This is a genomic window from Pseudomonas sp. RHF3.3-3, assembly GCF_048069595.1.
Taxonomy (GTDB): domain Bacteria; phylum Pseudomonadota; class Gammaproteobacteria; order Pseudomonadales; family Pseudomonadaceae; genus Aquipseudomonas; species Aquipseudomonas fuscovaginae_B.
The window spans coordinates 820,430-841,250 of sequence record NZ_CP182250.1 but is presented as its reverse complement, the minus strand read 5'-3'; the positions used below and the strand labels follow the sequence as shown (position 1 = coordinate 841,250).

17 protein-coding genes and 2 tRNA genes are annotated in these 20,821 nt (G+C 62.3%); 2 read left to right on the top strand and 17 right to left on the bottom strand.

Going from position 1 to position 20,821, the window contains the following annotated elements; translation table 11 throughout:
• Window positions 1-122: 122 nt before the first annotated feature.
• The 10 genes from ACMGT0_RS03715 to rnr all read right to left on the bottom strand — a co-directional run bounded on the left by ACMGT0_RS03715 (window position 123) and on the right by rnr (window position 11,263).
• A complete protein-coding gene (locus ACMGT0_RS03715; RefSeq protein ID WP_193394190.1) occupies window positions 123-575 on the bottom strand; it encodes a hypothetical protein in 453 nt (150 codons plus the stop codon).
• Entirely contained in the window at window positions 572-1,492 is a 921-nt protein-coding gene (locus tag ACMGT0_RS03710) for a hypothetical protein (RefSeq protein ID WP_054058666.1), read from the bottom strand. The genes ACMGT0_RS03715 and ACMGT0_RS03710 overlap by 4 nt, the downstream gene beginning before the upstream one ends.
• Before the next feature lie 122 nt (window positions 1,493-1,614).
• Complete coding sequence (locus tag ACMGT0_RS03705; protein ID WP_416771530.1) at window positions 1,615-3,915, bottom strand: YgiQ family radical SAM protein; 2,301 nt, start codon at window positions 3,913-3,915, stop codon at window positions 1,615-1,617.
• A 143-nt stretch (window positions 3,916-4,058) separates the two neighbouring features.
• On the bottom strand, window positions 4,059-5,456 hold the full coding sequence (gene dnaB, locus ACMGT0_RS03700; protein WP_017901624.1) for a replicative DNA helicase: 1,398 nt from the start codon (window positions 5,454-5,456) through the stop codon (window positions 4,059-4,061).
• A gap of 115 nt (window positions 5,457-5,571) precedes the next feature.
• A complete protein-coding gene (gene rplI, locus ACMGT0_RS03695) occupies window positions 5,572-6,018 on the bottom strand; it encodes a 50S ribosomal protein L9 (protein ID WP_017901623.1) in 447 nt (148 codons plus the stop codon).
• 21 nt (window positions 6,019-6,039) lie between these two features.
• Window positions 6,040-6,936 (bottom strand): hypothetical protein, encoded by an 897-nt coding sequence (locus ACMGT0_RS03690; RefSeq protein WP_416771527.1) that lies wholly within the window; start codon window positions 6,934-6,936, stop codon window positions 6,040-6,042.
• A gap of 36 nt (window positions 6,937-6,972) precedes the next feature.
• Window positions 6,973-7,203, bottom strand: a complete 231-nt coding sequence (rpsR, locus tag ACMGT0_RS03685) for a 30S ribosomal protein S18 (RefSeq protein ID WP_002551829.1) — start codon at window positions 7,201-7,203, stop codon at window positions 6,973-6,975.
• Window positions 7,204-7,231: 28 nt separating this feature from the next.
• Window positions 7,232-7,654, bottom strand: a complete 423-nt coding sequence (gene rpsF / locus ACMGT0_RS03680; RefSeq protein WP_017901621.1) for a 30S ribosomal protein S6 — start codon at window positions 7,652-7,654, stop codon at window positions 7,232-7,234.
• Between the two features lie 259 nt (window positions 7,655-7,913).
• The gene (gene rlmB, locus ACMGT0_RS03675) at window positions 7,914-8,675 is read right to left on the bottom strand and encodes a 23S rRNA (guanosine(2251)-2'-O)-methyltransferase RlmB (RefSeq protein ID WP_017901620.1); all 762 of its coding nucleotides are present in this window, start codon (window positions 8,673-8,675) and stop codon (window positions 7,914-7,916) included.
• Window positions 8,672-11,263, bottom strand: coding sequence for a ribonuclease R (gene rnr, locus ACMGT0_RS03670; RefSeq protein WP_273821647.1), 2,592 nt, complete (start codon window positions 11,261-11,263; stop codon window positions 8,672-8,674). Before rnr ends, rlmB begins: the two co-directional genes overlap by 4 nt.
• Before the next feature lie 225 nt (window positions 11,264-11,488).
• On the opposite strand from rnr, the gene ACMGT0_RS03665 reads away from it, so the two are divergent.
• A tRNA-Leu gene (locus tag ACMGT0_RS03665) sits at window positions 11,489-11,575 on the top strand.
• Between the two features lie 281 nt (window positions 11,576-11,856).
• Window positions 11,857-11,943: transfer RNA gene (locus tag ACMGT0_RS03660), tRNA-Leu, on the top strand.
• Window positions 11,944-12,128: 185 nt separating this feature from the next.
• Here ACMGT0_RS03660 and ACMGT0_RS03655 read toward each other — a convergent pair.
• The 7 genes from ACMGT0_RS03655 to hfq all read right to left on the bottom strand — a co-directional run bounded on the left by ACMGT0_RS03655 (window position 12,129) and on the right by hfq (window position 20,749).
• Window positions 12,129-14,063, bottom strand: a complete 1,935-nt coding sequence (locus ACMGT0_RS03655) for a methyl-accepting chemotaxis protein (RefSeq protein ID WP_416771522.1) — start codon at window positions 14,061-14,063, stop codon at window positions 12,129-12,131.
• Between the two features lie 141 nt (window positions 14,064-14,204).
• On the bottom strand, window positions 14,205-15,497 hold the full coding sequence (locus tag ACMGT0_RS03650; protein ID WP_054059955.1) for an adenylosuccinate synthase: 1,293 nt from the start codon (window positions 15,495-15,497) through the stop codon (window positions 14,205-14,207).
• A 54-nt stretch (window positions 15,498-15,551) separates the two neighbouring features.
• A complete protein-coding gene (locus ACMGT0_RS03645; RefSeq protein ID WP_054062141.1) occupies window positions 15,552-16,739 on the bottom strand; it encodes an ATP phosphoribosyltransferase regulatory subunit in 1,188 nt (395 codons plus the stop codon).
• A gap of 300 nt (window positions 16,740-17,039) precedes the next feature.
• A complete protein-coding gene (gene hflC / locus ACMGT0_RS03640) occupies window positions 17,040-17,909 on the bottom strand; it encodes a protease modulator HflC (protein WP_017902074.1) in 870 nt (289 codons plus the stop codon).
• Window positions 17,909-19,078 (bottom strand): FtsH protease activity modulator HflK, encoded by a 1,170-nt coding sequence (gene hflK / locus ACMGT0_RS03635; protein WP_054059425.1) that lies wholly within the window; start codon window positions 19,076-19,078, stop codon window positions 17,909-17,911. The genes hflC and hflK overlap by 1 nt, the downstream gene beginning before the upstream one ends.
• 96 nt (window positions 19,079-19,174) lie before the next feature.
• Window positions 19,175-20,476: a ribosome rescue GTPase HflX gene (gene hflX, locus ACMGT0_RS03630; protein ID WP_054059424.1), complete on the bottom strand. Its 1,302-nt coding sequence runs from the start codon at window positions 20,474-20,476 to the stop codon at window positions 19,175-19,177.
• Between the two features lie 12 nt (window positions 20,477-20,488).
• Window positions 20,489-20,749 (bottom strand): RNA chaperone Hfq, encoded by a 261-nt coding sequence (hfq, locus tag ACMGT0_RS03625; protein ID WP_054059423.1) that lies wholly within the window; start codon window positions 20,747-20,749, stop codon window positions 20,489-20,491.
• Window positions 20,750-20,821: the final 72 nt, after the last annotated feature.

Below are 20,821 nucleotides of genomic sequence, written 5' to 3'. Positions count from 1 at the left end.
CGACTTAACATTAGCCCATCGTCATCCATCGGAGTCTGCGCCATGTCCATCGACAGCCTGCTGTACAGTTTGCTCGCCGCCTATGCCTGCGGTGCCAGCGGTACCTGCGAAGCCACCCGGCGCTAGCGCCGCTTCACCAGCGTACGGCGAAGACTCTCCCGCTGCTTGCGGATCTCCACCAGGCGCTCGCGCATTTCGCGGTGGCGCCGGCTGTTGAGCAACAGCAGGCCCAGCAACGGGGCAAAGAGGGCCAGCGCGTAGACGATCCGATGCGGGTGCGAGGTGATGGTCGGCAGCACACCCAGGAAACACAGCACGAACACCAGCACCAGGCCGCGAACCCACTGCGGCCGGCCGCGCACGATCATGAAGTTGCAGTGGGCAACCACCAAGCCCAGCAACATCAATGCGACGAACGTACCAGTCGCCTGCTCCTCCAGTGAAGCCGCGGGGAAATAGTGGTCCCCCGCCAACGGCAGACCACAGGCGATAGCCACCAGCGCGGCGAAGATCGCCCCGATGAAGGTCGGGAAATAACGCGCCAGAAAGCGCCGCAGGCTCAGCGTCTCCATCATTCGTCGATTTCCTCGTAAAGCCCGACGGCAATGGTCTTCACGTTGCCGGACAGGGCGCTGCCGGTGAGCCCGATCGCCGCGCCCAGGGAATCCTTGATCTGGGTGATGGTGGCATGGCGGATCTCGGTCGGCGTGAAGCGTTTGGGCAACTCGCCGGCCAACTGTTTCAGCTTGAGCATTTTCGGGGTAAGGCGCGGGTCGTTGATGCTCAGCAATTCCTTGGTCAGCTTGGCACGCTCCTGGCGATTGAGCCCGCGCAACACGTCCCGGATACTCTTGCCGGTGGTGGCCTTGGTGATGCGCACCAGCTTGATGGAGGTCAGCGCGGAGGCGCCGACACCCAGCAGCGAAGCCGCATCCAGGGCGATCGAGGTGTACTGGTACCAGGCCTCGCTGTCGAGGTAGTCGTTGCGCGCCGGGTTGGTCACTTCGTTGACCGTCCGATAGCCGCCAACCAGACACTGCGCAGTACTGGCGGCCGCAGCGGTATAGCCGATGGCGACCAGCACCGAACTGGCCCCGGCCGAAAACGGCACCGCCACCGAGCCGCTGAGCACCACGACCCAGCCGATCACCGCGCCGGCACACGACAGGCTGGTATTGATGGCCTCGCTGACCAGCCGCGACTCCCGGGGATTGTCCTGTACCTGCTGGGCGAACTGCTTCGGCGCGATGTACTTCTGCGCCTCGCGCAGGATCACCCGCTTGGGCTTGATGCTGCAGATCGGCTGGAACTCGCGCAGGGTCACCACGTTGAATTCGGCGTCGATGTAAACGACACCGGCACCGACGATGCCGGGATCGGCGTCGATCGCGGCAAACAGCCGTGGCAGGTCGACCTGGCTGGCGATGCGCTGGCGGGCGAAGAACTGGGAGGGACTGGAGTCCATGCCAATGCCGGGTAGCGAAGAGCTCACGCGGGATTCATCCTTGAGTCGAGCGGTGGAAAATTCGCCGCAACCTTAACAAACCCACCGATTCTTCGATAGAAAGCAAAACGCCAGCACGAGGCTGGCGTCCTGTCAGGCACAACGGCTTGTCAGCGCGGCACCACCGGCTTGCGGGCCGGCTTCTTGCCCTTGCCCTTGGCGGCATCGGCGCGCTCCTTGGCTGCCTGCCTGTTGCGTGCGGCGGCCGCAGCCTTGGCTTCCTCGCGCTTGTCCCAGGGCTTGCTGCCGTCGCTGCCACGCGGCGGCAGGCCGGTGTGCTGGGTGAGGATGCGGCCGCTGTCCTTGCCGACCTTGTGGCTGCCGGCCGGCGTCGAGTTCTTGCGCCGGGCGCTCTGGTAGCTGTCGGTCTGCGGCTGGTGCAGCGGGATCAACTGGTGCTTGCCCGGCCCGATCAGGTCGCCACGCCCCATGCGCAGCAGGGCCTCGCGCAGCATCGGCCAGCCCTTCGGATCGTGGTAGCGCAGGAACGCCTTGTGCAGCCGGCGCTGCTCCTCGCTCTTGACGATGGTCACCGCGTCGCTCTTGTAGGTGACCTTGCGCAGCGGGTTCTTGCCCGAATGATACATCGCGGTGGCACTGGCCATCGGCGACGGGTAGAACGCCTGCACCTGGTCGGCACGGAAACCGTTGGCCTTGAGCCACAGCGCCAGGTTCATCATGTCTTCGTCGGTGGTGCCCGGGTGGGCGGCGATGAAGTACGGGATCAGGTACTGTTCCTTGCCGGCCTCTTTCGAGAACTTCTCGAACATCCGCTTGAAGCGGTCGTAGGTGCCGATGCCCGGTTTCATCATCTGGTTGAGCGGACCTTCCTCGGTATGCTCCGGGGCGATCTTCAGGTAGCCGCCGACGTGGTGGGTCACCAGTTCCTTGACGTATTCGGGTGACTCGACCGCCAGGTCGTAACGCAGGCCGGAAGCGATCAGAATCTTCTTCACCCCGGGCAACGCACGGGCGCTGCGGTAGAGCTGGATCAGCGACGAGTGATCGGTGTTCAGGTTCGGGCAGATGCCGGGGAACACGCACGACGGCTTGCGGCACGCCGACTCGATCGCCGGGCTCTTGCAGGCGATGCGGTACATGTTCGCGGTCGGCCCGCCGAGGTCGGAGATGACACCGGTGAAGCCCGGTACCTTGTCGCGGATCTCCTCGATCTCGCGAATGATCGACTCTTCGGAACGGTTCTGGATGATCCGCCCTTCGTGCTCGGTGATCGAGCAGAAGGTGCAGCCACCGAAGCAGCCACGCATGATGTTCACCGAAAAACGGATCATCTCGTAGGCCGGGATCTTTTCCTTGCCATAGGCCGGGTGCGGGATGCGCTGGTAGGGCATGCCGAACACGTAGTCCATTTCCTCGGTGGTCATCGGAATGGGCGGCGGGTTGAACCACACATCCACCTCGCCATGCTTCTGCACCAGCGCACGGGCGTTGCCCGGGTTGGTTTCCAGGTGCAGCACGCGGTTGGCGTGGGCATAGAGCACCGGATCATTACGCACCTTCTCCATCGAAGGCAGGCGGATCACGGTCTTGTCGCGTGTCATTTTGGGACTGGCGAGGATCTGCACCACCTTGGCTTCCTGCGGATCCTCAACCGGCCCCTTTTCCTGCTCGATGGCGCACGCCGCGGTGTCCTGGGTGTTCACATAGGGGTTGATGATCTTGTCGATCTTGCCCGGCCGATCGATACGCGTGGAATCGACTTCATACCAGCCCTGTGGGGTATCGCGACGGATGAACGCGGTGCCGCGCACGTCGGTGATGTCTTCGATCTTCTGACCGTAGGACAGGCGCTGGGCGACCTCGACGATCGCCCGCTCGGCGTTGCCGTAGAGCAGGATGTCGGCGCTGGCGTCGATCAGGATCGAGTTGCGCACACGGTCCTGCCAGTAGTCGTAGTGGGCGATCCGGCGCAGCGAGGCCTCGATGCCGCCGAGTACGATCGGCACGTGCCTGTAGGCCTCCTTGCAGCGCTGGCTGTAGACCAGGCTGGCACGGTCCGGCCGCTTGCCGGCCACGCCGCCAGGGGTATAGGCGTCGTCCGAGCGGATTTTCTTGTCGGCGGTGTAGCGGTTGATCATCGAGTCCATGTTGCCGGCCGCGACGCCGAAGAACAGGTTCGGCTCGCCAAGCTTCATGAAGTCGTCTTTCGACTGCCAGTTCGGCTGGGCGATGATCCCGACGCGGAAGCCCTGGGCTTCCAGCAGCCGGCCGATGATCGCCATGCCGAAGGACGGATGGTCGACGTAGGCATCGCCGGTGACGATGATCACGTCGCAGGAGTCCCAGCCGAGCTGATCCATCTCTTCCCGGCTCATGGGCAGGAAGGGCGCTGGCCCGAAACATTCGGCCCAGTACTTGGGATAGTCAAATAACGGCTTGGCTGCTTGCATGGCGGTGACCGATGTCGAGATGAAAGGTGTCGAGATGAAAAATCGCGGGCGCGGAATATAGCACAAAAAATGATCAAACCCGACGATAATCGTCGGGTTTATCCGTATCGAGTCTGCCCTGTCGCACGCCTGGCGACTGGGCGCTACTCGTCGTCGTCGAAGTTGTAGCTGCCCGGCGCGAGGTTCTCGAAGCGGGTGTACTTGCCGATGAAGGCCAGGCGGATGAAGCCGATCGGACCGTTCCGCTGCTTGCCGATGATGATTTCGGCAATGCCCTTGTGCTCGGTCTCCGGGTGATAGACCTCGTCGCGGTACACAAACATGATCACGTCGGCGTCCTGCTCGATCGCTCCGGATTCCCGCAAGTCGGAGTTCACCGGACGCTTGTTCGGCCGTTGTTCCAGGGAGCGGTTGAGCTGGGACAGGGCCACCACCGGGCAGTTGAATTCCTTGGCCAGGGCCTTGAGGGAACGGGAGATCTCGGAAATCTCGTTGGTCCGGTTGTCGCCGCTGGAGCCCGGGATCTGCATGAGCTGCAGGTAGTCGATCATGATCAGCGCGATATCGCCGTGCTCACGCACCAGGCGGCGGGTCCGCGCACGCATTTCCGACGGGCTGATGCCTGCGGTATCGTCGATGAACAGCTTGCGGTCGTTGAGCAGGTTGACCGCCGAGGTCAGGCGCGGCCAGTCGTCGTCTTCCAACTGGCCGGAACGCACCTTGGTCTGGTCGATGCGGCCGAGGGACGACAGCATACGCATGATCAGCGATTCGCCTGGCATCTCGAGGGAGTACACCAGCACCGCCTTGTCGCTGCGCAACACGGCGTTCTCCACCAGGTTCATGGCGAAGGTGGTCTTACCCATCGACGGACGGCCGGCGACGATGATCAGGTCGGCCGGCTGCAGGCCGCTGGTCTTCTCGTCGAGGTCGGTGTAGCCGGTGGACAGGCCGGTGATCGCGTCGGAGGTGTTGAACAGGGTGTCGATACGGTCGATGGCCTTGGTCAGCAGCTCATTGACGCCCACCGGTCCGCCGGTCTTGGGACGTGCCTCGGCGATCTGGAAGATCTGCCGCTCGGCCTCGTCGAGGATCTCCTCGGCGGTACGGCCTTCGGGGTTGAAGGCACTGTCGGCGATGTCGTTGGTGATGCCGATCAGTTGCCGCAGGGTAGCCCGCTCGCGGACGATCGAGGCATAGGCCTTGATGTTGGCCACCGATGGGGTGTTTTTTGCCAACTCGCCGAGGTAGCCGAGGCCGCCGACCTGGGCCGTCTGCCCTTCCTTGTCCAGCTGTTCGGCCAGGGTCACCACGTCGATCGGCAGGTTCTGGTCGGCCAGACGGGCGATCGCACGGAAAATCAGGCGGTGGTCATGTCGATAGAAGTCACCGTCCGAGACCAGGTCCAGCACGCGTTCCCAGGCGTTGTTGTCCAGCATCAGGCCACCGAGTACGGCCTGTTCGGCCTCGATGGAATGCGGCGGCACCTTCAGGGCAGCGGTTTGCAGATCGTATTGCTCGGGAGCGGAGATTTCGTTCATAGCCACTTGGAATCAGTTGGTTGGAGCCAAAAAACAAAGGGCACGACCTGAATGAACAGAGTCGTGCCCGATGTTAACCGGCTGGCGGGCAAGCCGCCAGACGATCGAGTGCTGCTTAGGCAGCCACCACAACAACGCGTACGGTTGCTTCAACTTCGGCGTGCAGGTGCACGGCGACGTCGAATTCACCCACGTTGCGGATGGTGCCGTTCGGCAGACGCACTTCGCTCTTGGCCACTTCGACGCCGGAGGCGGTCAGGGCATCAGCGATGTCGTGGGTGCCGATCGAACCGAACAGCTTGCCTTCGTCACCAGCGGTGGCAGTGATGGTCACTTCCAGCTCAGCCAGTTGGGCGGCGCGCGATTCAGCCGAAGCTTTCTTCTCGGCTGCTGCTTTTTCCAGCTCGGCACGACGCTCTTCGAAAGCGGCCAGGTTGGCAGCGGTCGCAGCGGTGGCTTTGCCGAAAGGCAGCAGGTAGTTACGACCGTAACCGGCCTTCACTTTTACTTTGTCGCCCAGGTTGCCCAGGTTGGCGATTTTTTCCAGCAGGATCAGTTCCATTTGGTAATAACCTCTTAACTTTTAACCTTCACCGTTCGCGGAACCGTTACCGGGGTCCTTCGACGCCAGGCGTCCGCGAAAATCAATCAGGCTGTCGACAATGGCCAATACCACGAGCAACGGACCGAGCAGGTGCATGAACGGCAAGAACGTCACGTATATCCCCACCAGCCAGAAAGAGGCCAGTCGTTTCTGCGCCACCAGCCCGTGAATCAGGGCCAGGCCGGCGAAGACCAGCGGTACGCTGCACAGCGGCAACAGGATCAGTGCATGCAACCCGAAAAACGGGGCGATACACATGACGGCCAGCAGTGACAGCGTCACGTTCTTCGGCAGTCGGATGACGCGAAACTCGCGACCGAAACCACCAGGGTTATACAACGACGCTTGCCAATAGCGCCCAAGAATCAGGCACAGCACACTGAAGACCTGCAACGAAATCGCCGTCGAAATGATCATCAGCGGGACTGTCAGGGAGATGAGAAACGCCTTCTGGTCGGCCGAGAACTTCTCGTAGACCTCACCCATCGCCAGCGGCATGACGTGTTCGAACGTCTTCGCCAGCGACTCGATGAAGGAACCGAACACGGTTCCCAGGCTCATCGCACACAACAATCCCACGGCCATGCTGCACAGCAGCACGCGGTTCCAGGTATGCCCGGCGCGCAAGACCAACGCCAGGCTGCAACTGCCGAGCAGCACCAGAAGGGCTGTCGGGTCGCCGAAAAAGTGCCAGCTCAACAACACCGACAACAATCCGATACCCAGGACGCTCGAAGCGTCCGAACCGCGCCGCAGGAGCACGAGGCTCCCGGCGGCGGCACTCAACCAGAACAACAGCGGCAATGCCGCAGCTCCGGCCACGACCAGCGTGGCCTGCACACGTCCCCGCATGATGAAGTCAGCTAAGGCACGCATGCACTCAATCCTTTACTACCTGTCGACGACCCGGTCTCAGCGGCCGTGGCTGTCGGTGTAGGCCAGCAGGGCCAGGAAGCGGGCGCGCTTGATAGCGGTAGCCAGCTGACGCTGATAACGAGCCTTGGTACCGGTGATACGGCTTGGAACGATTTTGCCGGTTTCGGATACGTAGGCTTTCAGAGTGTTGAGATCTTTGTAATCGATCTCTTTCACGTCTTCAGCGGTGAAGCGGCAGAATTTACGACGACGGAAGAAACGTGCCATGTAATAGGCTCCTCAAAAGATCCGTGGATTACTCGTCAGCGTTATCGCTGTTGTCGCTGTCATCACCCTCAACGCCTTCAGCGTCGGAGTGCTCAGGACGGTCGCGACGCTCACGGCGCTCACTGCGGTTTTCTTCAGCCTTGAGCATCTCGGACTGGCCAGTGATGGCTTCGTCACGACGGATGACCAGGTTACGGATCACAGCATCGTTGTAGCGGAAGTTGTCTTCCAGCTCGGCCAGGGCCTTGCCGGTGCACTCAACGTTCAGCATCACGTAGTGAGCCTTGTGAACATTGTTGATTGCGTAGGCCAGTTGACGACGGCCCCAGTCTTCCAGGCGGTGGATTTTGCCGCCGTCTTCTTCGATCAGCTTGGTGTAACGCTCAACCATGCCGCCGACTTGCTCGCTTTGATCCGGGTGGACCAAGAAGATAATTTCGTAATGACGCATGAATGCTCCTTACGGGTTGTAGCCTGCCACTCAAAAGCGGTCAGACAAGGAGTGAATGACACTGGTGTGTCTTGCCTTGGAGTAGGCACAAATGCGCCAGCCATCACGGCAAGGGGCGCAATTGTAGAGAAGGGGCGCGTGGGGCGCAAGGCAATTGGTGATTATTTGAACAGATTCAGCAGTGGGAGCCGGCTTGCTGGCGATGGTGTCGACGCGGTATTGGCCGATCGTTCATCGCCAGCCAGTCGGCTGCCCCGGGTCAGGCCTTCTTGGCGGCGGCCTTGACGCTACGCTGGCGCATCGCCTCGAACAGGCACACCCCGGTGGCCACGGAGACGTTGAGACTGCTGACGCTGCCCGCCATCGGCAACTTCACCAGGAAATCGCAATGTTCGCGGGTCAGGCGGCGCATGCCCTTGCCTTCGGCACCCATGACCAGGATGGTCGGGCCGGTCAGGTCCTGCTGGTACAGTTCCTGCTCGGCTTCGCCCGCCGTGCCGACAACCCACAGACCGCGCTGCTGAAGCTTTTCCAGGGTGCGCGCGAGGTTGGTCACGGCCACCAGCGGAATCACTTCCGCGGCGCCACAGGCCACCTTGCGCACCGCCGGCGTCAGGGTTGCCGACTTGTCCTTGGGCACCACCACCGCCAGCGCACCGGCCGCATCGGCGGTGCGCAGGCAGGCGCCGAGGTTGTGCGGGTCGGTCACGCCATCGAGCACCAGGATCAGCGGCGCGCCTTCGGTGCGATCGAGCAGCTCGTCGAGCATCGCCTCACCCCAGACCTGGCTCGGACTGACCTCCGCCACTACGCCCTGGTGCACGCCCTCGACCCAGGCATCCATCTCGCGGCGCTCGGCCTGGCCGACCGCTACGCGGTTCTCGCCCGCCAACTGCAACAGGGGCTGAACCCGCGGATCGCTGCGGCCTTCCGCCAGCCAGATCTGCTTGACGCGCTTGGGGTGATGACGCAGCAGCGCCTCCACGGCATGCACGCCGTAGATCTTTTCCAGCTGACTCATGACTTGCCCTTGGATTTACGTGCCGGACCGTTCTTCGACGGCCCCTTGCGGTGTTTGCTCGGCTTTTCCGAAGAGCCACCCCGACCGGCCTTGCTCTCGACCTTGGGCTTGCCGCCAGTCTTCGCCTCGGCCAGCAACGCCTTCTTCATCTCGCGACTCTTGCGCACCTCGGCGTTCTTCGCCGCGGCATCGCTGGAGCGGTAGGCGTCGCCGGACTTCTTCTCGGCACTGCGACGGGAAGCCCGGGCCGGCTCGGCAGCCGGCTCGACCACCGGCGCCGGGGCGGCTTCGGCCCCACGCTTCTTGCCAGTGCTGCGCCCAACCGGAGCCGACAGGGTTTTCTCGGCCATCTCGAAGTCGATCTTGCGCTCGTCGAGATCGACGCGCATGACCTTGACCTCGACCGTATCACCGAGGCGGAAGCTGCGACCGGTGCGCTCGCCCGACAGGCGATGGTGCACCGGATCGAAGTGGTAGTAGTCGCCCGGCAAGGCGGTGACGTGCACCAGGCCCTCGACGTAGATGTCGGTCAGCTCGACGAACAGGCCGAAACCGGTCACCGCGGTGACCACGCCCGGGAACGATTCGCCCACACGATCCTTCATGAACTCGCACTTGAGCCAGTTCACCACGTCGCGGGTGGCTTCGTCGGCACGGCGCTCGCTCATCGAGCACTGCTCGCCCAACTGCTCCAGCGCCGCTTCGTCGTACGGATAGATGCGCGCCTTCGGAATGCTCATCGCCCCGGCACGACGTACATGCGGGGTGTTCTGCTTCGAATGGATCACGCTGCGGATCGCCCGGTGCGTCAGCAGGTCCGGATAGCGACGGATCGGCGACGTGAAGTGGGTGTAGGCCTCGTAATTCAGGCCGAAGTGGCCATCGTTCTCGGCGCTGTACACCGCCTGGCTCAGGGAGCGCAGCATCACGGTCTGGATCAGGTGGAAATCCGGGCGGTTCTGGATACTGGCCAGCAGGGCCTGGTAGTCCTTCGGCGTCGGCCCTTCCTTGCCCTTGTGCAGCGACAGGCCCAGTTCGCCGAGGAATGCCCGCAACTTCTCCAGGCGCTCCGGCGGCGGACCATCGTGCACCCGGTACAGGGCCGGAATCTCGTGTTTCTGGAGAAACTCGGCGGTGGCGACGTTGGCCGCCAGCATGCATTCCTCGATCAGCTTGTGCGCATCATTGCGGGTGGTCGGACGGATCTCGGCAATCTTGCGCTCGGAGCCGAAGATGATCCGGGTCTCCTGGGTTTCGAAATCGATCGCGCCACGGGTATGACGGGCCGCCAGCAGGACCTTGTACAGCGCGTAGAGCTGCTTGAGGTCTGGCACCACTTCTCCGTACTGGGCACGCAGACGCTTGGCCTCGGCGGTCTTCGGCTGCTCCAGGATGGTGCTGACCTTGTTGTAGGTCAGGCGCGCATGGGAGTGGATCACCGCCTCGTAGAACACGTAGTCGGTCATCTCGCCCTTTTTCGAGATGGTCATTTCGCAGACCATCGCCAGGCGATCGACATGCGGGTTCAACGAGCACAGGCCGTTGGAGAGCTCTTCCGGCAGCATCGGCACCACGCGCTCGGGGAAGTACACCGAGTTGCCACGCACCTGGGCCTCGGCGTCCAGCGCCGAGCCGACTTTCACGTAGCTGGAAACGTCGGCGATCGCCACGTACAGCTTCCAGCCACCGGAGAACAACCGCAGCTTGCCCGGAATCGCCTCGCAGTAGACCGCGTCATCGAAGTCGCGGGCGTCCTCGCCGTCGATGGTGACGAACGGCAGGTCGCGCAGGTCGACACGCTTCTCCTTGTCCTTCTCCTCGACTTCCGGCTTGAGCTTGCGCGCTTCCTTGACCACCGCCTCGGGCCAGACATGGGGAATATCGTAAGTGCGCAGGGCAACGTCGATTTCCATGCCGGGAGCCATGTAGTTACCGACCACTTCGACCACATCGCCCTGGGGCTGGAAGCGCGGCGTTGGCCAGTGGGTGATCTTCACCGCGACGAACTGCCCGATCTGCGCGTTGGCGTTACGGCCCGGGGTGACCAGCACTTCCTGCTGGATCTTCGGGTTGTCGGCCACCACGAAGCCGATGCCGCCCTCCTCGAAGTAGCGACCGACGATGGTCTCGTGGGCACGGGACACCACCTCGACGATCACGCCTTCTCGACGGCCACGCCGGTCCACGCCGGACACCCGCGCCAGGGCACGGTCGCCGTCGAATACCAGGCGCATCTGCGCGGGACTCATGAACAGGTCTTCGCTGCCGTCGTCGGGGATCAGGAAGCCGAAACCGTCCCGATGGCCGGCGATGCGGCCGAGGATCAGGTCCAGCTTGTCCACCGGGGCGTAGGTGCCACGACGGGTATAAATCAGTTGAGCATCGCGCTCCATGGCGCGCAGGCGGCGGCGCAGAGCCTCCACCTGGTCTTCGGTATTCAGACCGAACTCTTCCACCAGTTGCTCGCGACTGGCCGGCGACCCGCGCTCGGACAGATGCGCCAGGATCAACTCACGGCTGGGAATAGGGTTTTCGTATTTTTCCGCTTCACGAGCGGCCTCGGGATCGAGGGACTGCCAATCGGCCATTAGATAAATTTCACCTTGTCTATATGCCCGGTTAGTTTGGCATACGCGTATTGAAACGGGAAATTTCAGGCGCGGATGGCGCCAGAAAATCCCTTTGCCAGCAGCGCCAGACGTTATTGCAGAGCGCTTGAGAGATTTTTTGCATTTTTTTGCCTGCAGGGGTTTACAGCCCCTGAGAGGCTCCGTATAGTGCGCGCCATCGACAACGCAGACGTTGAAGATACTGCCCAGGTGGTGAAATTGGTAGACACGCCAGCTTCAGGTGCTGGTGACCGAAAGGTCGTGGAAGTTCGAGTCTTCTCCTGGGCACCAATTTCAAACTTCAGAAATTCTGAAGTTCTCCAGAAACCCGCGAAAGCGGGTTTTTGCGTTTCTGGTCCAGCAAAAATATCCTCCCCCGAAACACGCCTCCGTGGAAGCCGGCCTGCCGGTGGTAACTGCAGGACAGTCGATATTTCGCGACACCCCCAAGATAGAAAAGCCCCCACCCACCCCTGTCGAGAAAAAATGATTTATTAAAAGCAAAACAGGGGTTTACAGATCAAAACAGTGTCCGTATAGTGCGCGACATCAACAGCGACAACGCTGAAGATGCCCAGGTGGTGAAATTGGTAGACACGCCAGCTTCAGGTGCTGGTGACCGAAAGGTCGTGGAAGTTCGAGTCTTCTCCTGGGCACCAATTTCAAAGCTTCAGAACTTCTGAAGCTCTCCAGAAACCCGCGAAAGCGGGTTTTTGCGTTTCCGGCTTTCGGAAAATGACTGCCTCCCTCTGGAGTGGCGACTCCCGGGCCAGCCTCTTCGTGGATAAACCGGGGGAGCCGGCGCCCCGGTTTATCCACGAAAGGCCAGCAGGGCCCCATCCCATCAGGCCCGGAACTGCCCCAGGCTCGCCTTCAGTTGCGCCGCCAGACCGTCGAGCACCTTGCCGCTGGCCGTGGTCTCCACCACCGCCTGCGCCGCGCGCTCGGCCTGGGCATGAATCACCTCGACCCGCCCACGCACGGCATGCGCTCCCTCAGCCTGCTGCGCCGCCGCCTGGGTCGCCAGGCCGATCGCCGCATGCACCTGCTCGACCGCGGTCTGCACCGTCTGCTGCAGCTTGACGCTGTTACGCAGCACCGCCAGGCCCTCGTTCGCCTGACGCCCGGCCTGACCGATCGCAGCCACCGCCTCGCGCGCACCTTGCTGCAGCGCACCGATATGCGCCTGAATGTCCCCCGTGGAACTCTGGGTCTTGCTCGCCAGCGCCCGCACTTCATCGGCCACCACCGCGAAGCCGCGCCCGGTCTCGCCGGCCCGCGCGGCCTCGATCGCGGCATTCAGGGCCAGCAGATTGGTCTGCTCGGCAATGCCATGGATCACCGTGAGCACCACCTCGATCTGCTCACTCTGCTGGGCCAGGCGCTCGATCACCTTGGAGCCGGTGTCGACCTGCACCGCCAGGGCCTCGATCAGACCGCCAACCTGAGCCGAAGTCCGGGTGTTCTCGTCGGTAGCCTGACGAATATCGACCACCTGCTGGAGCGCCGCCTGCATCGCCTGGCTTTCCGATTGCGCCTCGTCCGCCATGCGCTCCAGGGCCCGCAGGCTCTGCTCCACCTCATCACGCTGCAATTCGGCCGCCTTGTCGGCACCGGCATTGCGCAAGCTCATCGCGCCGATCTCGACACCGGTGCGCTGGGCCACATCCCCCGCCTCGCGCACGATCGGCTGGAGTTTGTCGACGAAGCGGTTGACCGCCGAAGCCATGTGACCGATCTCGTCATTGCTGTCGAGCGGTACACGCTTGGTCAGATCGCCCTCGCCCGCCGCCAGGTCATTGAGCGCCGCGATCAGCAGATGCAGCTTGCTGACCACCCGGCGCCCCAGCACCACGGCCAACAGCAGCAACACGCCCAGGCCAACCAGCGCCAGCCCCAGACCAATCCGCCAGCGCAAGGCCTGTGCCGCATCCTGGACCGCACCGGCGGTATTGGCCTGCATCTGCGTAGCCGTCGCCTGCGCCGACTGCAGACGCGCCCGCATCGCCGTCGAGCTGTCGGCGGCGGCGCCCTTGAGGCTGTCGCCGACCAACTGGTCGCTGCTGGCGATCAGGGCAGAGAAACGCTGGTCCAGAGCCTTCAGGTCGGCATCCACCGATGCGGTCGACACCCCCATCAAGACCTTGCCGATTTCCACGCCATTGGGGCTGATCGAGGCCTCGAGGTAGTAGACCGAAGGGTCGTTCTTCGCCGCATTGAGCAGCTTGTCCATCGCCCGCTCACCCTGCCCCTTCTCCAGCAGCGCCTTGTTGATCGGATTCTCCCGATTCAGATAACGGGTCAGATGCTCGCCATTGGCGTCGTCATACACCACGAACAGCACGTTCGGATTGCGCTGGGCGCGCCGGGCGAATTCGGAAAGCGTGGGCACATCGCTGTCCCACATGGCTCGCGGGGCGACCGAGGCGAGCAATTGCGCCATGTCGTTGGCCGAATCCTTCAGATCCTTCTCCAGAGTCGCCCGCAGTTGCCCCTGCTCATCCTTCAAGCGTGCAGAAAGGCCGGCCGTCAGCCGCTGACGCGTACTGGCAGAAAGACTATCGAGGCTCGATGTCACTTCCCTGCCGGCCTGCTCCAGCTCAGCGGAGAGTTTCTGACTGTCGGCACCCAGACGACTGCCGAGATCGGCCTCGAGCGCCGTGACCGTGCTTCGGGTCAGGGCGACCGCCACCAGCACCTGCACCAAAAGGGCGATACCCAGGGTAATGAACACAGGCCGCAGCAAACGACTCTGTAACAGCGAGAGAATGGCCGACACCGAAGACTCCTCCACGTGGGCGCCATTAATCTGATGGCACACTTTTTTAGAAGATAATCCCAGCAAGGGTCGTGCCGCACAACCGACAGAAACGACAAAGGGCCCCAGAAGGGGCCCTTTTTGATTTACATCAACGACTTATCAGGCGAATGGATGACGCAGGACGATGGTTTCGTTGCGGTCCGGACCTGTCGAAATAATGTCGATCGGCGCGCCGACCAGCTCTTCGATACGCTTGATGTAGGCACGGGCAGCCGCCGGCAACTCTTCCAGGGTCTTGGCGCCCAGGGTCGATTCGCTCCAACCTGGCATCTGCTCGTAGACCGGCTCCAGGCCGATGTAGCTGTCAGCATCGGTTGGCGCGTCGATGACCGCACCGTTTTCGTTCTTGTAGCCCACGCAGATATTGATGGTCTCCAGGCCGTCCAGAACGTCCAGCTTGGTCAGGCACAGGCCCGAAATGCTGTTGACGTCGATGGCACGACGCAAGATGACGGCGTCGAACCAGCCACAACGACGGGCACGACCGGTGGTAGCGCCAAATTCGTGACCACGCTTGGCCAGGAAGGCACCGACGTCATCGAACAGTTCGGTCGGGAACGGACCGGAACCGACGCGGGTGGTGTAGGCCTTGGTGATACCCAGGATGTAGTCGAGGTACATCGGGCCCACGCCGGAACCGGTGGCGATGCCGCCAGCGGTGGTGTTGGAGCTGGTGACGTACGGGTAGGTACCGTGGTCGATGTCCAGCAGCGAACCCTGGGCGCCTTCGAACATGATGTCCTTGCCCTCGCGACGCAGGCTGTGCAGCTCGGCGGTGACGTCGAGCATCATCGGCTTGAGCAGTTCGGCGTACTCCATGCACTCGTCCAGAGTCTTCTGGAAGTCGATGGCCGGTTCCTTGTAGTAATTGACCAGCACGAAGTTGTGGTAGTCCAGCAATTCGCCCAGTTTCGCGGCAAAACGCTCGCGATGGAACAGATCGCCGATACGCAGGCCACGACGGGCAACCTTGTCTTCGTAGGCCGGGCCGATACCACGACCGGTCGTACCGATCTTCTGTTCGCCACGGGCTTTCTCGCGAGCCTGGTCCAGGGCGACGTGGTAGGACAGGATCAGCGGGCAGGACGGGCTGATACGCAGGCGATCGCGCACCGGCACGCCTTTCTCTTCCAGCTTGGTGATTTCCCGCAGCAGGGCGTCCGGTGCAACCACCACGCCGTTGCCGATCAGGCACTGCACGCCTTCGCGCAGCACGCCAGACGGGATCAGGTGCAAGACGGTTTTCTCGCCGTCGATCACCAGGGTGTGACCCGCATTGTGGCCACCCTGGTAGCGCACTACGGCGGCAGCATGTTCGGTCAGCAGATCGACGATCTTGCCTTTGCCCTCATCACCCCACTGGGTGCCCAGGACTACGACATTCTTACCCATAACACTTGTCCTCATTCGCGCAAACTTGGTGCCGGCAGCCGCCGGCGGGAAAACTCAAGAAACCAGCGGCAATACTTGCCAAAGCCCGTTCTGCAGCATCAATTGCCGGTCGCAGTCCGCTTCGCGGGCAGCGGCCAAAGGTTGTCCAGGCAATGCCTGAACGACACGCTGACCCTCGCCGCGCAATTGGCAGACCTTCTGCCAGAGAGCCGCATCCGCACTGTCAGGCATCCAGATACCGCCAGACGGTAGCTCGACCTCAGCACGCCCCAGGGTCACCAGGGTTTTCAAATCGGTGGAGAAGCCGGTTGCCGGACGGGCCCGGCCGAAGTCCGCGCCGATATCGTCGTAACGACCGCCCTGGGCAATGGCTTGCCCGACACCCGGAACGAACACGGCGAACACAACACCGGTGTGGTAGTGGTAGCCACGCAGCTCGCCCAGGTCGAAGTACAGCGGCAGGTCCGGGAAACGCACGGACAGGCGCTCGGCGATCGCCAGCAGGTCGTCCAGCGCCGCCATGACCGGAGCCGGAGCCCCTGCCAGGCGCACCCGCGCCGCCGCCAGCACTTCGCGACCGCCACACAGGTCGACCAGTGAACGCAGCATCGCCGCCAGGTCCGGCTGCAGGCCGTCGGTAAGGTCGATCACCTCGTCGATGGCCTTGCGCTGCAGGGCATCGAACAACTGCTGCTCGACCTCCCCGGACAGGCCGGCCGCACGGGCCAGGCCGCGGTAGATACCGACATGCCCGAGATCCATGTGCACATCCGGCACATCGGCCAGTTGCAGCATCGCCAGCATCAGGCTGATGACCTCGACGTCGCTGCTCGGGCTGGCATCGCCGTACAGCTCGGCGCCCAACTGGATCGGGCTGCGCGAAGTCGACAGCGCCCGCGGCTGCGCATGCAGCACGCTGCCGGCGTAGCACAGGCGGCTCGGGCCGGCACGGCGCAGGGTGTGGGCGTCAATACGCGCCACCTGCGGCGTGATATCGGCACGGAAGCCCATCTGCCGCCCGGACTGCGGGTCGACGACCTTGAAGGTACGCAGGTCCAGATCCTGGCCGGCGCCGGTCAGCAAGGACTCCAGGTACTCGATATGTGGGGTGACAACGAACTCATAGCCCCAGCTCTGGAACAGATCCAACACCTGGCGACGCGCCACTTCGATGCGCGCCGCTTCAGGTGGCAGTACTTCTTCGATGCCATCTGGCAAGAGCCAGCGGTCTACCGTTGCCATTACGCCTTTCCCCCATGATCCGGGCGGCCAGCCCACAGGCGAGCCTTGAGTGAAGCAGAAAATGGTTAACGCACGCGCAAGCAAGGCGCGACGAAACAGCCGAAACCGGCTTCGCCTACCACTTTCCTCGAAAAACCTGTCGGGTCGATCAACCCGTTTTCCACCCATCTGCCGTTAATCAAACATGCAGACGCAAAAAAGCCGGGAATTTCCCGGCTGCCGCATCATACACCCGTTTTCCGAAAGGATCACCCCGCCAGGCGTTTTAGCCGCCCGGCGGGTGTGTAGATGCGCGACGGATCAGGGCTTGGCTTTTTCCAGATAGTGGAAAAAGTCGCTGCTCGGATCCAGCACCATCACGTCACTCTTGTTCGCAAAGCTCTCACGGTAGGCGCGCAGGCTGCGATAGAACGCATAGAACTCCTGGTCCTGGCCGTAGGCCTTGGAATAGATGGCAGCGGCCTGGGCATCACCGTCACCGCGAGTCTCCTCGGACTGACGATAGGCCTCGGCCAGCAGAACGCGACGCTGACGATCGGCGTCGGCACGAATACCTTCAGCCAGCTCGTTACCCTTGGCACGGTGTTCACGAGCCTCGCGTTCACGCTCGGTGCTCATGCGCTCGAACACACTGCGGTTCACTTCCTTCGGCAGGTCGATGGCCTTGACCCGGACATCGATCACCTCGATACCCAGTTCCTTCTCGGCCATCTTGTTCAGCGAAGCGGTAATGTCCGCCATCAGCGCGTCGCGCTCGCCGGAGACCACCTCATGCAGGGTACGCTTACCGAACTGGTCACGCAGCCCGGACTCCAGGCGGCGCGACAGACGCTCGTCGGCGATCTGCTTGAGGCCGGAAGTCGCGGTGTAGAAGCGCTCGGCATCCTTGACCCGCCACTTGGCGTAGGCATCGACCATCACGGCCTTCTTCTCCAGCGTCAGGAAACGCTGGGTCGGGGCATCCAGGGTCATCAGGCGGGCATCGAACTTGCGCACCTGGTTGACATAGGGAACCTTCACGTGAAGACCGGGCTGGACATCCGTCTGCACCACACGACCGAACTGCAGCAGTACGGCACGTTCGGTCTGCAGCACGATGTAGAAGCAGTTCCAGCCAGCCAGCACCACAATGACGCCAACAATCAGGGCGATCAGCGATTTATTGCTCATCAGCGGCTCTCCCTAGTGCGCGTTTGCGGCAGCTCAGTGATATGCGGCACGGCGTCCGTATTGCTGCTGGCAGCGGCCGAACCGGTGACCGGCGAGCTGCTGGCCGGGCTGTTCTGGATCATCTTGTCCAACGGCAGGTAAAGCAGGTTGTTCTGGCCATTCTTGTTGCCGGTCACGAGCACCTTGCTGGTGTTGCTGAAGACTTCCTGCATGGTGTCCAGGTACAGGCGCTGGCGAGTGACTTCCGGTGCCTTGCGGTACTCGGCGACCAGCTTGGTGAAGCGGTCGGCCTCACCCTTGGCGCGGGAGATCACCTCGTCGCGGTAACCATTGGCATCCTCGATGATGCGCTGGGCCTGACCACGGGCCTCTGGCACCACGCCATTGGCGTAGCCTTCGGCCTGGTTGCGCGAACGTTGCTCGTCCTCACGGGCACGGATCACGTCATCGAAGGCTTCCTGGACTTCACGCGGCGCCGCGGCGCTCTGCACGTTGACCTGAGTCACGGTGATACCGGTGCGATAGGTATCGAGGAAACGCTGCAGGCGCTCCTTGATCTCGCTGGCCATCTGCTCACGACCTTCGGTCAGCACTTGATCCATGGCGGTAGAACCCACCACATGGCGCAGGGCACTGTCGGTAGCCTGCTGCAGGCTGATTTCCGGCTGATCGACGTTCAGCACGAAATCCTGCAGGTTGGTGATCTTGTATTGCACGGTCAGCGGCACCTCGACGATGTTCTCGTCTTCGGTCAGCATCTGCCCCTGCTTGGTGTAGGCACGCTCACGCGTGACGTTTTCCATGTACTTCTTGTCGATCGGCGGGAAATAGATGTTCAGGCCCGGGCCGACCGTCTCGTAGTACTTGCCGAAGCGCAGCACCACGGCCTGCTCCTGCTCGTCGACGACATACACGGCGCTGTACAGCCAGACAGCCGCCAGCACGACGAGACCGAGGCCCAGCAGGCCGAAACCACCGCCATTGCCGCCCGATCCACCACCGTCGTCACCGCGTTTCTTTCCGCCACCGAACAACCCATTCAGGCTTTCCTGCAGCTTGCGGAAGGCCTCGTCGAGATCCGGAGGCCCCTTGCGGTCGCCGTTGTTACGACGCTTGCCACCCCAGGGATCCTGATTGTTCGAGTTGCCACCCGGCTCATTCCAAGCCATAGCGCTCTCCATCTGATAAAGCAAAGACGCACCCACGGCGCGCCGACCAATGCTACAGAATGCCTGCGACAGCAGCACAACCGCTTTGTCAGGCTTTTATTGCAAAGTGTGTTGTTCGATAAACTCAGGCGGCTTCATGCCTTCGCGCGAGACCACCCGATTGAACTCGGCCATGGGCAGGCGAATCGACAGGAGACAGGCACCCTCTTCGTCGTGCTCTTCCTTCTGAACCGCCCCCAACTCGAAGAACTGTGCACGCAGTCGAGCAAAACGCTGTGGCAAGCGCAAGGTGCCGACGAACAAATCGTTGCCCAGCAACTCGGCAATCGCCTGCTCGAGCAGTTCCAGGCCCACGCCGTCGCGGGCCGAAAGCCAGACCCGCTGCGGCTTGCCATCCTCGCCACGCTGGATCTGCGGCTCGACCCCCTCGAGCAGATCGAGTTTGTTATAGACCTCGAGGATCGGCAAGTCCTGGGCACCGATCTCGCCCAGCACCACCATCACCTGCTCGATCTGCAGCATCCGGTCCGGCTCCGCGGCGTCGATCACGTGCAGCAGCAGATCGGAGTTGCTCGATTCCTCGAGCGTAGCGCGAAATGCCTCGACCAGGTTGTGTGGCAGGTGGCGGATGAAGCCCACGGTGTCGGCCAGCACGATCGGCCCCAGGTCATCCAGGTCGAGACGGCGCAAGGTCGGGTCGAGGGTGGCGAACAACTGGTCGGCGGCATACACCTCGGAAGCGGTGACCGCGTTGAACAGCGTGGATTTGCCGGCGTTGGTGTAGCCGACCAGCGAGACGGTCGGGATGTCGGCGCGCTTGCGCCCGCGACGGGACTGCTCGCGCTGGCTGCGCACCTTTTCCAAGCGGCCCTTGATCTGCCGCAGACGGACGCGCAACAGGCGCCGGTCGGTTTCCAGCTGGGTTTCACCAGGACCGCGCAAGCCGATACCACCCTTCTGCCGCTCAAGGTGGGTCCAGCCGCGCACCAGCCGCGTGCTCATGTGCTCGAGCTGGGCCAGTTCGACCTGGAGCTTGCCTTCATGGGTACGTGCGCGCTGGGCGAAAATATCGAGAATAAGGCCCGTGCGATCCAGCACGCGACACTCGAAAGCTCGTTCGAGGTTACGTTCCTGACTGGGCGTGAGGACGTGATTGAATATCACGATATCGATCTGCTCGGCCTTGACCAGGTCGCGAAGTTCCTCGACCTTGCCAGTGCCAATCAGATACTTGGCGGTTGGCCGATGACGCGGCACGCTGAACAGCGCGACGGTCTCGGCGCCAGCCGATGATGCCAACTCCTGAAACTCCTGCGGATCTTCGCGCGCCTCAGGGTCCTGACCTTCCAAGTGAACGAGAATGGTCCGCTCACCACCACCGTGGCGCTCAAAGAACAAAGGAGACTCCTATCAGGCGTTACCTGGCTCAGCGCCGCCATTTTCGGAATCGCTGGCGTTAGGCAGGCGAATGGGACGACTCGGCACCACTGTCGAGATAGCGTGTTTGTAGACCATCTGGCTGACGGTGTTCTTCAACAGAATCACGAACTGGTCGAAGGACTCGACCGTACCCTGCAGCTTGATCCCGTTGACCAGATAGATGGAAACCGGGACTCTCTCTTTACGCAAGGTATTCAAGTAAGGGTCTTGTAGCGTATGCCCTTTTGACATGTGCCGCACTCCTTTAAGGATCAATAATAAAAAATGAGCAAACAGTGACTTTTACCGTCCTCCCCCAAGGAT